The 13452-nt window shown below is 68.3% G+C and carries 12 protein-coding genes; 11 read left to right on the top strand and 1 reads right to left on the bottom strand.

The genetic code is table 11. The features are described 5' to 3' along the window. The first annotated feature begins 1 nt into the window (after position 1). The 7 genes from ABH923_RS09835 to ABH923_RS09805 all read left to right on the top strand — a co-directional run bounded on the left by ABH923_RS09835 (position 2) and on the right by ABH923_RS09805 (position 8671). Positions 2-2068: a glycoside hydrolase family 2 protein gene (locus ABH923_RS09835; RefSeq protein WP_370055186.1), complete on the top strand. Its 2067-nt coding sequence runs from the start codon at positions 2-4 to the stop codon at positions 2066-2068. 248 nt (positions 2069-2316) lie between these two features. Then, positions 2317-3318: an SIS domain-containing protein gene (locus tag ABH923_RS09830; protein WP_370055185.1), complete on the top strand. Its 1002-nt coding sequence runs from the start codon at positions 2317-2319 to the stop codon at positions 3316-3318. Between the two features lie 7 nt (positions 3319-3325). Beyond that, positions 3326-4246: a PfkB family carbohydrate kinase gene (locus ABH923_RS09825; protein WP_370055184.1), complete on the top strand. Its 921-nt coding sequence runs from the start codon at positions 3326-3328 to the stop codon at positions 4244-4246. 36 nt (positions 4247-4282) lie between these two features. Continuing rightward, a complete protein-coding gene (locus ABH923_RS09820; protein ID WP_370055183.1) occupies positions 4283-5374 on the top strand; it encodes a LacI family DNA-binding transcriptional regulator in 1092 nt (363 codons plus the stop codon). 173 nt (positions 5375-5547) lie between these two features. Continuing rightward, positions 5548-6864: an ABC transporter substrate-binding protein gene (locus tag ABH923_RS09815; protein ID WP_370055182.1), complete on the top strand. Its 1317-nt coding sequence runs from the start codon at positions 5548-5550 to the stop codon at positions 6862-6864. Further along, the gene (locus tag ABH923_RS09810) at positions 6861-7841 is read left to right on the top strand and encodes a carbohydrate ABC transporter permease (protein ID WP_370055181.1); all 981 of its coding nucleotides are present in this window, start codon (positions 6861-6863) and stop codon (positions 7839-7841) included. The genes ABH923_RS09815 and ABH923_RS09810 overlap by 4 nt, the downstream gene beginning before the upstream one ends. Then, positions 7835-8671 (top strand): carbohydrate ABC transporter permease, encoded by an 837-nt coding sequence (locus ABH923_RS09805; protein ID WP_370055180.1) that lies wholly within the window; start codon positions 7835-7837, stop codon positions 8669-8671. Before ABH923_RS09810 ends, ABH923_RS09805 begins: the two co-directional genes overlap by 7 nt. A 9-nt stretch (positions 8672-8680) precedes the next feature. On the opposite strand, the gene ABH923_RS09800 is transcribed toward ABH923_RS09805, so the two are convergent. After that, entirely contained in the window at positions 8681-9775 is a 1095-nt protein-coding gene (locus tag ABH923_RS09800) for a LacI family DNA-binding transcriptional regulator (RefSeq protein WP_370055179.1), read from the bottom strand. Between the two features lie 194 nt (positions 9776-9969). Here ABH923_RS09800 and ABH923_RS09795 point away from each other — a divergent pair, with 194 nt between their 5' ends. The 4 genes from ABH923_RS09795 to ABH923_RS09780 are packed head-to-tail and all read left to right on the top strand — an operon-like array spanning position 9970 to position 13447. Then, complete coding sequence (locus ABH923_RS09795; protein WP_370055178.1) at positions 9970-10857, top strand: ABC transporter substrate-binding protein; 888 nt, start codon at positions 9970-9972, stop codon at positions 10855-10857. A gap of 18 nt (positions 10858-10875) precedes the next feature. Continuing rightward, positions 10876-11664 carry an amino acid ABC transporter permease gene (locus ABH923_RS09790; protein ID WP_370055176.1) on the top strand — a complete coding sequence of 263 codons (789 nt, stop codon included), beginning with the start codon at positions 10876-10878 and terminating at the stop codon, positions 11662-11664. Next, positions 11661-12431 carry an amino acid ABC transporter ATP-binding protein gene (locus tag ABH923_RS09785; RefSeq protein WP_370055175.1) on the top strand — a complete coding sequence of 257 codons (771 nt, stop codon included), beginning with the start codon at positions 11661-11663 and terminating at the stop codon, positions 12429-12431. Before ABH923_RS09790 ends, ABH923_RS09785 begins: the two co-directional genes overlap by 4 nt. Then, positions 12428-13447: a Gfo/Idh/MocA family oxidoreductase gene (locus ABH923_RS09780; RefSeq protein ID WP_370055174.1), complete on the top strand. Its 1020-nt coding sequence runs from the start codon at positions 12428-12430 to the stop codon at positions 13445-13447. Before ABH923_RS09785 ends, ABH923_RS09780 begins: the two co-directional genes overlap by 4 nt. The last annotated feature ends 5 nt before the right edge of the window (positions 13448-13452 follow it).

The raw sequence follows: 13452 nt of genomic DNA, 5'->3' as shown, positions 1-13452 counted from the left end.
CATGACCATCGCAGAACCCGCTGTCGACCTCACCGCCGCCGGCCTCGACGTTCCGAGGCCCGAGTACCCCCGTCCCGACCGGGACCGGTCGGCGGACTGGCTGAGCCTCAACGGACGCTGGAGCTTCGAAGGCGACGAGCGCACCCCCGACGAGATCGTGGTGCCGTTCGCCTGGGAGACCGAGGCCTCCGGAGTGCAGCGCACCTGGCTCGAGCACGCCGTGTACCGGCGCACGATCGTCGCCCCGGCCGGATGGGCGGGCCGCCGGATCGTGCTGTGCTTCGGCGCGGTGCACCATCACGCGACGGTGTCGATCGACGGTGTGGAGGTCGGCCGGCACTCCGGAGGGCACAGCTCGTTCGAGTTCGACGTCACCGGCCTGCTGGCGCCGGGCGGGTCCGCCGAACTGCAGGTAGAAGTCGACGCGCCCGCGGACAAGCGCGCCCTGCCGCACGGCAAGCAGCGCTCCATCCCGCGCGACGATTACGACGGCGTCGCCTTCACGCCCACCTCCGGCATCTGGCAGAGCGTCTGGCTGGAGGCGCGGGGCCGCAGCTATGTCGCGGACATCTCGGTGCGCGGCGACTCGCTCACCGGCTTCGACCTGGAGGGCGCCATCGCCGGCGACCCGGCGGACGGCCTCCACGTCGTGGCCGAGGTCGCCGGGAGCCGGATCGAGCTGCCCGTCTCCGGAGGCCGCTTCCGCGGCCGCATCGAGCTCACGGCGCCGCGGCTCTGGAGCCCCGACGATCCGCACCTCTATGCGATCGCGCTCACCCTGGGCGACGGCGAGAGGGCCGACCGGCTGACCGTCACCGGAGGCCTGCGCCGCATGGAGACCCGCGGCGAGGCGCTGTACCTCAACGGCGAGCGCTTCTACCTGCGCGGGGTCCTCGATCAGGGCTACTGGCCGCGCACCGGCTTCACCGCGCCGGACGCCGACGCGCTCGTCCGCGACATCGAGCTCGCCCGAGAGCTGGGCTTCAACCTGGTGCGCAAGCACCTCAAGTTCGAGGAGCCGCTGTGGCTCGACTACGCCGACCGCACCGGGATGCTGGTGTGGGCCGAGCCGCCGTGCCCCAGCCGGTTCAGCACGGAGGCGGCCGAGGCGTTCGAGGCGCAGCTCCCCGGGCTGGTCTCGCGCGACGGGAACCACCCGTCGATCATCGTCTGGGGTCTCTACAACGAGGAGTGGGGGCTGGACTGGGACATCCCCGGTAGCCCCGAACGCGCGGCCGCCGCCGTGCACGCCTACGAGACCATGAGGGCGCTCGACGACACCCGCCCGATCGTGGAGAACTCCGGCTGGGCGCACGTCCGCACCGACCTCGTCGACTGGCACTACTACGACGAGAACCCGGCGAACTGGGCGCGCAACCTGGCGGAGCTGGCCGCGGGGGAGCGCGAGACGTTCGAGGTCAAGCTCGGCCCCGACTTCATCGTCGACAAGTCCTTCTACGGCTCGCCGGACTTCCCCCGAACCGGGGTCCCCATCCTCAACAGCGAGTTCGGCGCGGGCTTCACCAGCCTGGAGCGCGCCTGGCACGTCCGCTGGCAGACCCAGGAGATCCGCCGCCACGACCGCTTCGCCGGTTACGTCTACACCGAGCTCACCGATGTCGAGCACGAGATGGCCGGCCTGCTCGATGCCGACCGCCGCAGCAAAGACCTCGGCGGCCTCAACCCCGCGGACTCCTTCGGCTCCACGGTGCTGGTGGTCGATGTGGTCCCGGCCCACGCCGGCGCCGACATCCCGGTGCCCGTAGAGCCGCTGACGGTGTCCGTGCACGTGTCGCACCTCGGGGTGACCGACGTCGAGGGCGTGGTGCACGCGGCCTGGGGTGCCGCAGGGTCGACGTTGTCGGGCAGGGCGGGAGCTGCTGCGTCCGCTCCCGTCTCCGCGGCACCGTACCGCCTCAGCGACGCCGCCGTGCTGACGGTTCCGGCGCCCGACGGCTCGGCCAGGCTGCACCTGTGGCTGACCGTCGACGGGCGAACGATGGCACGGACCTTCGTGGACGCGGCTCCGATCGAGCAGCCGAATCGTCGCGGGGCTCGTCGCCCCTGACCTGAGCTTCTTGACCAAGTGAGCGCAGCTCGGGCCGAGACCGGACGACAGCCGGGCTGGCGTGCGCCTGTACTGGGCGGCCCGCTCCGGAGGTGCTGATCGGCGATTAACCCCGCCGCCCCGCGCGACGTCACCGGGCAATGGAGACGTCCGGTCCTCTGCACTTCCGCTTGCCTCCCCGGCGACTCTATGCCAGCATTGAGACATATTGATACCGGTACCAAAAATGGATCGGTGAAGGGAGACAGATGCTGGGCTTCAACGAAGAGGAGTTCCTGGAGCAGGTGCGGAGCACCGTCGCGCTCCGGCCGCAGATCGAGGCACTCGCCGAGCGAGTCGCCGCCGGCCGCTGGAAAAACATCTACTTCATCGGCGCGGGCGGCACCTATGCCGCCGCACTGCCGTACGAGCGCTTCTTCCAAACGCGCTCGTCGTTCCCGGTGCGCGCCGTGATCGGCAAGGAGTTCGCGCTCGCACCCGACCCGCAGTTCGGCCCCGACTCCGTCGCTATCTTCGCCTCCGTCTCGGGCACGACTGAGGACATCCTCGACTGCGTCGAGTTCGCCCGCGAGAAGGGCGCGCTCACCATCGGGTTCACAGGTCAAGGGGACAGCCCGATCGCCTCTGCGGTCGACGAGGTGCTCCTGTCCGCGCCGAAGGCGTGGCCCTTCGACGTCCAGTTCCTCACCTTCGGCGCCAAGTTGCTCTCGCTGCGCGGCGAGTTCGACGGCTACGACAGGCTCGTAGCCGACCTCGAGGCGATCCCAGACGCCCTGGTCGCCGTCACGAAGCAGGCCGATGAGATCGGCAAGGCGTTCGCCGAGAAGCACGCCGAGACCGACTACCACTTCCTGACCGGCTCCGGCCAGCTCTGGGGTTTCACGTACCTCTACTCGATGTGCATCCTCGAGGAGATGCAGTGGCTCACCACCACGCGTGTCCACGCCGCGGAGTTCTTCCACGGCTCGCTCGAGCTCATCGAGAAGGACACCAGCATCATCGTATTTGCCGGTGAAGACGAGACGCGCCCGCTCACCGACCGGGTGATCTCGTTCTCGAAGGAGTACAGCAACGACGTGACCGTCATTGACACGAAGGACTACGACCTGCCCGGCGTGAGCGATGAGTTCCGTGGACTGCTTGCGCCGATGGTCGCCGACGCGGTCGTCGACCGGTTCAGCAAGCATCTCGCCAAGGTGCGCGACCACTCGCTCGACCTGCGCCGCTACTACCGCGTCGTGGCGTACTGAGGTATCGATGAGCACAGTGCGCGTCCTCGGCCTCGGGGACAACATCGTCGACCGCTTCATCGACCGCGGGGTCGAGTATCCGGGAGGAAACGCCGTCAATGTCGCCGTCTTCTCCCGGCAGCTCGGCGCCGAGGCGGCGTATCTGGGGGTCTTCGGCGACGATGCGCACGGCCGTTTCGTCCGGGGCGCGATCGAGGAATCCGGGGTCAATACCTCACGATCCCCGGTGCGCCCCGGTCCGAACGGCGTGACCGAGATCGAGACGGTCGACGGCGAGCGGCGCTTCCTCGGCTGGAACGAGGGCGGGGTCACGATAAGTGATCCTCTGGTGCTGGACGACGACGACGTGCGCTACGCGGCAGGATTCCATCTCATCCACTCCAGCGCATACTCCGGGGTCGTCCCCGAGCTGCCTAAGCTCGGCGCCACCCGATCCCTGCGCTCATACGACTTCTCCTCCGAACCCGAGTACCGCACTCCGGAGTACCTCGACACGGTCGGCCCGTGGATCGACCTCGCGCTCGTGTCGCTCGGCCCGCTGCCGCGGACGGAGACCTGGTCCGAACTGCGTCGCGTCGCTTCGCACGGCCCGTCGCTCGTTCTCGGCACCCAGGGCGCAGGCGGCGCGGTGCTGTTCGACGGCGAGGCGTACTACTACTCGGATGCGGCCCCGATGAAAGGCCCCCTCGTCGACACTATGGGGTGCGGCGACGCCTACCTGAGCGCGTTCGTGGTTGAATTGCTCCGATCCGGGTGGCGCAGGAATGCCCGGCCGGGCGGCGCCGCGCTGCACCGATCCATGCGGCGGGCCGCACAGTTCGCGGCGCAGCAGTGCAGCGTCGAAGGGGCCTTCGGACACGGTCGCCCCATCGACGCAGCAGTGGACGCAGCCGGGGCCGTGACGCGGTCGGCCGGCGACGCCGGGTGAGGGCGTGAGCCAACCCCGGATCAGAAAGGGGTGGCGATGTCCACGGAGCATGAGCGGACGCCGTCGCCGACTATCTCGGAGGTGGCGGCGGCTGCCGGCGTCGGCCGCGCGACGGTCGCCCGCACGCTGGGAGGTTACGGCTCGGTGAGCCCGAAGACCCGTGACCGGATCCTAGCTGCGGCGAACGAGCTCGGCTATCGGCCGAATTCGATCGCGCGCAGCATGACGACGGGGGAGACCCGCACGCTGGGTGTGGTGCTCGCCGACGTCGGCAACCCGTTCTTCGCCGGCGTGTTGCGCGGCCTCACGGACGCCGCGCGCAAATCCGACTACGACGTGCTCGTGCTGAGCACGGACGAGAGCCTGCAGCGGGAGGCGGCCGCGATCGACGTGCTCGTCGACAAGCAGGTGGACGGCATCGTCCTCGCGCCAGCCGCCGGCCGGCGCGATCCGCTCCCGCATCTGGACATCGTCGCGAAGCGCGAGATCCCGATCGTGCTGCTCGACCGCCTCGTCGACACGGTGGAGGCGGACGCCGTCGTCGTCAACAACCGCGAGGCCTCGCGCGCGGCGGTCACCTCCCTCATCGAGAACGGGCACCGCCGGATCGCGTTCGTCTGGGGCCCGGTGACCAACGAGCCCGCCGCGGACGCGGACGACCTACGCCGGATCATCGACCACGCGCTGTGGTCGGACGGCGAGCGTCTGCTCGGCTATCTCGACGCGCTAGAGCTCGCGGGCATCCCGTTCGACACTGGGCTGGTCACGCATGTGGTCAAGAACGAGTCGCAGGCGACGCGGGCCGTGCTCGGGATGCTATCGCTCAGCGACGCGCCGACGGCGATCTTCGCGACGGAGACCGACGCGCTCACGGGCTCGCTGCGCGCCATCCGTCAGCGCGGCCTGCGCTGCCCGGACGATGTCTCAATGATTGGGTTCGACGACAGCTCCTGGGCCAGCGTCATGACGCCGCCGATGTCCGTGGTCGCCCAGCCGATGCATCAACTCGGCGAGCTGGCCGCAGAATGCCTGCTCGCACGTGTCGCGGGCAACGACGCCCCCTTCGCGACCCACGTGCTCCAGGCGTCCTTCGTCGAGCGGGACAGCGTGGCCGACCGGCGCGGCTGAAGCCCGCCCGGCGTCGGGAGCCACGCACGTCCCTATTCGCGTCTACGGGGCGACGTACACAAACTTTGGGCAATGTTGATACCGGTACCAAAATCCCGTATAGTCGTCGCAACCAACCGATCCAATGACGGGTTAGGCGGAATCCGGCCGCACCCCGACGACGGGAGTACAGCGTGAAGAAGACCAGGACCATCACAGCAGCCGCGGCCGGCGTGCTCGCACTCGCGCTGAGCGCGTGCTCCTCCGGCGCCGGGGGTTCAGCAAACATCTCGGCCAAGCCGGACTTCTCCGGCAGCCTCAGCATCCTCACCGCCGGAGCAGGCGACCCGATGAGCTCGTACTTCGAGAACTTGGTGAAGGACTACGAGAACCTCCACTCGGGCGTGAAGATCACGCTCGCGCAGGAGACCGACGACAACGCGATCAAGGACAAGGAGAAGGTCCTGATCGGCTCGCAGTCGCTGCCTGACATCTACTTCAGCTATGCGGGCAACTGGGGAGAGAACTTCGCGGTCAACGGCCTCGCTGCCGACCTCAGCTCCGTGATCGCGCCCGGGACGAAGTGGGGCGACACCTTCGGCGAGGGCTCGCTGAACGCCTTCAAGTACGACGGCAAGTTCTACGGCGTCCCGCTCTACGTCGACGCCAAGTTCATGGGCTACAACAAGAAGATCTTCTCCGACCTCGGGCTCTCTGTCCCAAAGAGCCTCTCGCAGCTCGTGTCGGAATGCTCCACCATCAAGGCCGCCGGCTATACGCCGATCGCGTTCGGCAACAAGGACGGCTGGCCCGGCCTCCATTACCTCGGCCAGCTCTTCGCGTACGACGTGCCGCAGAAGGCGTTGGAGGCCGACCTTCTGCCGAAGACCGCGAAGTACACAGACCCCGGCTACCTGGAAGGCATGAAGCAGTTCCAGCAGCTCGTCACCGCGTGCACCGGCGACGGCAGCAACTCCAACGGCGTCACGTACACCACCGCCCAGCAGCAGCAGGCCACCGGCAAGGCGGCGATGTACTACCAGGAGCTCATCGAGTTCGACTCGGTGAACACCAAGGACAGCCAGCTCGCCAAGGACGGCTTCGGCATCTTCGCGCTCCCCGCGGCCGGCGGCGCGGCGGGCGACACGTCGACCCTGGAGGCCGCACCTGAGGGCTACATGATCAACAAGAAGAGCAAGAACGCGGCCCTCGCACTCGACTTCCTGAAGTTCGCGACGAACGAGAAGAACGCGACCACCCTGTCGTCGGCTCCTTACGGCCAGCCGAGCGCGGTGAAGGGCGTGGTGACCGAGCAGATCGCGTCGTCCGCGGTCGCCGAGGGCAGCACGCTCGTCGGTGACGCGAAGTCGACCGTGGTCTGGCTCGACACGGCCAACGTCCCCAGCGTCGGAGACGCGTGGGTGGCGGCCTCCGAGGGACTGGTCTCGGGCAGCCTCAGCCCCGAGGATGCGCTGAAGAGCGTGCGTCAGGCGTCCGAGAAGTCGAAATGACGACCACCCAGGCCCCTCAGGCCCCTGTGCGGCCGCGCATGGAGCGCAGCCGCACGGAACCCCCTTCCCGCAACGCCGCACCGCGCGTCGTCCGACGCGGGCAGGCGCGCTGGCGGGGGCTGGTCTGGCTGATCCCGGCGCTCGCGGTTCTCGCGGTGTTCGTCTACTGGCCGCTGATCCAGAACATCGTCTTCAGCTTCCTGAAGTGGAACATCTACAGCGGCGAGCAGACTTTCGTCGGCGTCGCCAACTACGCGAATCTCGCACAGGACCCGATCTTCTGGCGGGCGCTCGGCAACAACGCCTGGTACGCCGGGCTCTCGATCGTCTTCCAGGTGTTCGGCGCCCTCGTACTCGCAGCGATCGTCGAGAGCGTGCGGAGCGAGCGGTGGCGCAAGGCGTTCCGCGCCATCTACTTCATCCCGTCGGCGATCTCTCTGACCGTCGCCGGTCTGCTCTTCTACTTCATCTACCAGCCGCAGACCGGCATGCTGAACGTCTTCCTCGACAATCTGGGGCTGGGCCAGTTCTCTCAGGCGTGGCTGGGCCACGAGGGCACGGCGATCTTCGCCGTCATCGCGATGAGCCAGTGGCAGGGCTTCGGCTACAGCGCGCTGCTGTTCTCGGTGGCGTTGCAGCGCATCCCCACCGAGCTCTACGAGGCCGCGAACCTCGATGGGGTCGGGCCGCTCCGCCGGTTCTTCCAGGTGTCGCTGCCGCTGGTGCGCGAGATGACCGGATTGATGATGATCGTCACGATCTCGGGCGCGTTCCAGGTCTTCAACGAGGTCATGGTGATGACCAGCGGCGGACCGAACAACTCCAGCCAGGTGCTCGGCACCTGGCTCTACCACGCCGGCTTCGTCACCAACGACTTCGGCTCGGCAGCCGCCATCGGCGTCGCCATCTTCGTCATCACGCTGTTGCTCGCGGCGGCGCAGCTCGCATACTCGCGCAGGAGGAGAGTGGAATGGTAGCCCTCGCAAGGGTCGGCCGCGGCGTCCGCGTCGTCGCGATGTGGGCACTCCTCGTCGCCCTCGCCATCGTCGTCCTCTATCCACTGCTCTGGATGGTGACCAACGCCCTCAAGACGAACGCGGAACTGTTCGGGGACCCGTTCGCCCTGCCGAGCCGCTGGCTGTGGGAGAACTTCGCCACGGCGTGGGCCCAGGGTGTCGGCGACTTCGTCCTCACCAGCGTGTCCCTGACAGTGCTGGCGACGCTCATCACCGAGCTGATCAGCGCCTGGGCGGCGTACGGCCTTACCCGGGTCGACATCCCGCTCAACCGGACCTTCACGATCGTTGTGCTGGCCGGGCTCATGCTCGCGCCGACCGTCGCACTGATCCCGTTGGTGAAGCTGTTCCAGGCCTGGGGGCTGTACGACTCCTTCTTCGGGCTGCTGATCCTCTACACGGCGTTCCGGATCCCGTTCACGGTGTTCCTCATCCGCGCCTACATGCTCGACCTGCCGCGCGAGGTCGACGAGGCGGCCTCCATCGACGGTGCATCGCGTGCCGCGACGTTCTGGCGCATCATCCTGCCCATGAGCCTGCCGATCATCGCGACCACGATCGTCCTCAACGTGCTGCAGAACTGGAATGAGTACCTGTTCGCCATGATCTTCACGAGCGGCAGCGGCGTGCAGACCCTTCCCGTCGGTCTCGCCGACATGATGTCGAAGAACGGCACCCAGTACCCCGTGGTCTTCGCCGGGATGGTGATGGCCGCCCTGCCGATGGTCATCCTGTTCTTCGTGTGCCAGCGCTACTTCGTGCGCGGGCTGGCGGGCGGCGTGGGCAAGTAGGGAGTACGCCTACCGGGGGCTGCTGCCGTCCACCGCGTATTCGGGCACCGCGCCCACCGAGCCCCGCTCCACAAGCCGGGTTCCGAAGACCACGGCCGGTTCAGCGACCGACTCCCCGCGGACCCGCTGAAGCGCGCGTCGTGCCGCGGCGGCTCCGAGGTCGTAGATCGGCTGCTCCACCACCGTCAGCGGTGGCGTGGTCACAGCCGTCCACTCCGGGTTGTCGAAGGCGATCAGGGACACATCCTCCGGAATCCGCAGCCCTTCTGCCCGGATCGTGGCGAAGACCGCCATGGCGATGAGGCTGTCCGACGCGATGATCGCGGTGACGGGTCGCTCCTCGCCGAGCAGTTCGCGCGTCACGGTGTCGACGCCCCGTCTGCGCGCGTCGAGACGGATGTGCTGCTCCGGGGTCTCGATGCCTGCCGAGTCGAGTGCGTGCAGGACTCCGCCGACGCGGTCGGAGACGGAGGACATGGTGATCTCCTCGCCTCTCCGGTACGTCGGGTGCGGATACTCGTGTGTCGAGATGAAGGCGATCCTGCGGTGGCCGTGACGCAGCAGCTCCTCGGTCGCCGTCTCGGCCGCCGAGCGGTTGTCCACGGTGACGGAGTCGTATCCCTCGCCGTTCGCCCGGCGATCGAGCAGGACGAGAGGCCGGCCGGCGCGCGCGGCGCTGGTCAGATGCTCGACGTGCGCCGACGACGCGGGAGCGACGATCACCGCGTCGACCTGGTTGTCGAGGAGGACCTCCAGGGCCTCCTCCTCGGCCTCGACGTTCTCATCGGAGTTGATGAGGATGACCGAGTAGCCGGCAGCGCTGGCGACGTCCGAGATCCCGCGCATGGCCAAGGCGAAGAACGGGTTCTCAATGTCGCCCACCACGACCCCGATGGTGTTCGACCGCCCGGTGTTCATGGACTTCGCGAGCGCGTTCGGACGGTAGTCGAGCTCTTCGGCTGCGGCGAGCACGCGATCGCGGACCGCCTGGCTGACCTGGCCGTACTCGCCGAGCGCTCTCGCCGCTGTCGCCTTCGAGACATTCGCCGCCCTGGCGATGTCCGCCACGGTCGCCGCGCGTCGCGTCGCGTGCTGAGGGCTCATCCATGCCGCCTTTCCGTTCGCCCGTCTCACCGTAGCTCGCCGTGTTGACGAACCGACGATACGTCGGGTAGTGTCCCAGAAAACCGGCTGAGACCGGTCTCAGCCTAACCAACTGAGACCGGTCTCAGCAACCCACATCGACGTGGATCGCCCTGCGTCCCGCCGAACCGCCCACCGCACGATTGGATCCCGCAGTGAATCGACGCACCATCCTCCGGCCGGCCGGCCTCCTCGCGGCCGTCGCCGCAGCCGCCCTCGTCCTCTCCGCCTGTTCCTCCGGCGGCAGCACGGGCTCGGCCGCCGGCGCCACCGGCTCCGCAGCCCCGGGCAACCCTTACGGACTGATCCAGGCGGGCACAGTCCGCGTGGCCAGCCTCGGCGACGCCAAGCCCTACACCTTCACCGATGCCAAGGGCGACTTCACCGGCTTCGATGTCGAGCTGCTCACCGACGTCGCCAAGCGTGCAGGACTCGGCAAGACGGTCTTCACCGGTCAGGACTTCTCCGGCCTCCTCGCCGCCGTCGCCAATCACCAGTTCGACGTCGGCGTCGCCGCGATCGGTATCACCGCCGACCGTAAGAAGACCGTCGACTTCTCCGACGGCTACCTGGCCGGCTACCTGAGCGTGCTCACCACGAAGAGCTCGGGCATCGACTCCGCGAAGGGCCTCGCCGGCAAGCGACTGGGCGTGGTGCAGGGGACGCTGCAGGAGACCTACGCGGCCACGCACTTCCCGAAGGCGAGCTTGGTGCGCTTCCCGGACAACAACTCGGCCGTGTCGGCACTGAACAGCGGCTCGATCGACGCGCACTTCCTCGACTACGAGGCGGTGAAGAGCTACATCGCGCAGTACCCGGACCTCAAGGACGCCGACGACATCCCCTCGTTCGACGCGCCCGCCGGTTTCGCGATCGCGAAGGGCAACCCCAAGCTCAAGGACGCGCTGAACACTGCGCTGCACGCTGCGATGGAGGACGGCACCTGGAAGAAGCTCTACCAGAAGTGGTTCCCGGGCTCGCCGATGCCCGAGCAGTACCTCCCCAAGGCCGAGCAGACCTCGACCCCCACGCCGAGCAAGTAGCCCGTCAGGGAACTCCCGATGAACTGGCTCGACACCATCACACACACCTTCTTCGACCTCCCGTCGATGCTGCAGGTCTTCCCGCAGCTGCTGGGCGTCGGACTGGTGAACACTCTCATCATCTCCGCAGCGGCGACCGTGCTGGGCGTCGTGCTCGGCATGGTCCTCGCGGTCATGGGGATCTCCACGTCGCGTTGGCTGCGCATCCCGGCGCGCGTCTACACGGACATCTTCCGCGGCCTTCCCGCGATCCTGACCATCCTGCTGATCGGGCAGGGGTTCGCGCGGTTCTCGCAATCGGTCTTCGGTCCGTCACCCTATCCGCTCGGGATCCTGGCGCTGTCCCTGATCGCGTCGGCGTACATCGGCGAGATCTTCCGCGCCGGCATCCAGAGCGTCGATCGCGGCCAGTTGGAGGCGTGCCGGGCGCTCGGTCTGAGCTACGGCAAGGCGATGCGCCTGGTCGTCGTGCCACAGGGCGTGCGTCGGGTCCTCCCGGCCCTGGTGAACCAGTTCATCGCGATCGTGAAGGACTCCAGCCTGGTGTACTTCCTCGGCCTCCTGGTCGGGGAGCGCGAGCTGTTCCGGGTCGGACAGGACGCGGCCGTGCTGACCGGCAACCTGTCTCCGCTCGTCCTCGCCGGGCTGTTCTACCTGGTCATCACCGTGCCCCTCACGCACGTGGTGAACCACTTCGACAACCGGTTCCGCACCGGTCGCCGTAAGCCGACCACGCCGAGGAGCGGCCTGGACGAGCTGGACGAGGTGCAGACCCCTGCGCCGATCACCCTCGGGAGCAACACATGACCTACACCTCTCCACTACCCGCCCAGACGAAGCCGGACTTCCGGGGCTCGGCCCTCGAGCTGGTCGACCTCACGATGGCCTACGGCGAGGTCGACGTCCTCCGCGGCGTGAGCTTCTCGGTCGCACCCGGCACGACGACGTGCGTGATCGGGCCGTCCGGGTCGGGCAAATCGACGATGCTGCGCGGCATCAACCGCCTGCACGAGCCGAAGTCGGGCGACATGCGACTCGACGGCGAGAGCATCCTCGGCACGAGGCCGGATGCGCTCCGCCGCCGGATCGGGCTGGTGTTCCAGCACTTCAACCTGTTCCCCGACCACACGGCGCTCGAGAATGTGATGCTCGCCCTGCGCTCGGTGAAGAAGCTGCCGAGGGATCAGGCCAGGCGCGTCGCAGAGGAGCGCCTGGCCGAGGTCGGTCTGGGCGAGCGGATGGACCACCGACCGCGCGACCTCTCCGGCGGTCAGCAGCAGCGCGTCGCCATCGCGCGGGCGCTCGCGATGGAGCCGGAGGTCATGCTGTTCGACGAGGTCACCAGCGCGCTCGACCCGGAGCTCGTGAAAGGCGTGCTGAACCTCATGGCGGATCTGGGACGTCGCGGGATGACCATGGTCGTCGTCACGCACGAGATGAACTTCGCCCGCAAGGTCGCCGACCAGGTCGTCTTCATGGACGAGGGACGCGTGGTGGAGACCGGCCGCCCCGCCGACCTCTTCGAGCGGCCGGAGAGCCCGCGCCTCCAGCGGTTCCTGTCGGAAGTGCTGTGAGCGCCCCGGCGCCGATCCGTGTCGGCCTCATCGGCTACGGCGTGGCGGGGCGCGTGTTCCACGCCCCGCTGCTGGCCGCCGACCCCGCCTTCGATCTCACGGCGGTCGTCACCTCGCAGACCGCCCGGCTGCACGCCGCCCACCCGGACGCGACAGCAGTCGCCGACGTGGATACGCTGCTCGCGCATCCCGGAATCGACCTGGTGGTCGTGGCGTCGCCGACGCCGCTGCACGTCTCCCACGCGACAGCCGCGGTAGAGGCGGAGAAAGCCACCGTCGTCGACAAGCCCTTCGCCCCCGATGCGCCGTCGGGCCGCGAACTCATCCAGCGCGCAGAGGCGGCCGGCGTCCCGTTCACGGTCTTCCAGAACCGGCGGTGGGACGGCGACTTCCTGACGCTGAGAAGGCTGGTCGACGACGGCGCGCTCGGAGACGTACGGCCCTTCGAGTCGCGGTTCGAGTGGTGGAAGCCGTCCCCCGACTCCTCGTGGAAGTCGAAGACCGGGTCGGTAGACGGCGGCGGCATCCTGTTCGACCTCGGCGCCCACCTGATCGACCAGGCGCTCGTCCTGTTCGGGCCGGCGCGGGTCGGGCACGCCGACGTGCGCAACCGTCGAGGAGGTCGGGCCGACGATGACGTCTTCGTCGTGCTAGAACATGAGTCCGGCACGACGAGCCACCTCTGGATGAGCGCCATCGCTCCGGTCACCGGTGAGCGATTCCGGGTCCTCGGCTCTCGTTCCGGATTCTTCTCGTCCGGTCTGGACCCGCAGGAGGATCGGCTCGCCGCGGGTCAGCACCCGGGCGCCGAACGATTCGGCGCGTCCGACCTACCGGCGCTGTTAGGCGCCGGCTCCGACCTCGCCGAGGTCCCCCTCGCACGGGGCGACTACGCCGACTTCTACCGGCGGCTGGCGCAGTCGCTCACCGGCGATGCGCCTCTCCCCGTCGACCCGCGCGACAGCCTCGCCGTCCTCGAACTGATCGACACCATCCACACCCTGAATCGAAAGTGAGCACC

Origin of the sequence: Leifsonia sp. EB41 (assembly GCF_041262565.1) — a bacterium.
Taxonomy (GTDB): Bacteria; Actinomycetota; Actinomycetes; order Actinomycetales; family Microbacteriaceae; genus Leifsonia.
Note: the sequence above shows the minus strand (reverse complement) of the source record. Positions and strands in the feature narration are given on the sequence as shown.

Bases quoted from the DNA above. Each gene is read 5' to 3' on its own strand.
- ABH923_RS09820 (WP_370055183.1), top strand. From the start codon at position 4,283: ATGTCCACGGAGCATGAGCGGACGCCGTCGCCGACTATCTCGGAGGTG.
- ABH923_RS09790 (WP_370055176.1), top strand. From the start codon at position 10,876: ATGAACTGGCTCGACACCATCACACACACCTTCTTCGACCTCCCGTCG.
- ABH923_RS09805 (WP_370055180.1), top strand. From the start codon at position 7,835: ATGGTAGCCCTCGCAAGGGTCGGCCGCGGCGTCCGCGTCGTCGCGATG.
- ABH923_RS09785 (WP_370055175.1), top strand. From the start codon at position 11,661: ATGACCTACACCTCTCCACTACCCGCCCAGACGAAGCCGGACTTCCGG.
- ABH923_RS09825 (WP_370055184.1), top strand. From the start codon at position 3,326: ATGAGCACAGTGCGCGTCCTCGGCCTCGGGGACAACATCGTCGACCGC.
- ABH923_RS09810 (WP_370055181.1), top strand. From the start codon at position 6,861: ATGACGACCACCCAGGCCCCTCAGGCCCCTGTGCGGCCGCGCATGGAG.
- ABH923_RS09835 (WP_370055186.1), top strand. From the start codon at position 2: ATGACCATCGCAGAACCCGCTGTCGACCTCACCGCCGCCGGCCTCGAC.
- ABH923_RS09830 (WP_370055185.1), top strand. From the start codon at position 2,317: ATGCTGGGCTTCAACGAAGAGGAGTTCCTGGAGCAGGTGCGGAGCACC.
- ABH923_RS09800 (WP_370055179.1), bottom strand. From the start codon at position 9,775: ATGAGCCCTCAGCACGCGACGCGACGCGCGGCGACCGTGGCGGACATC.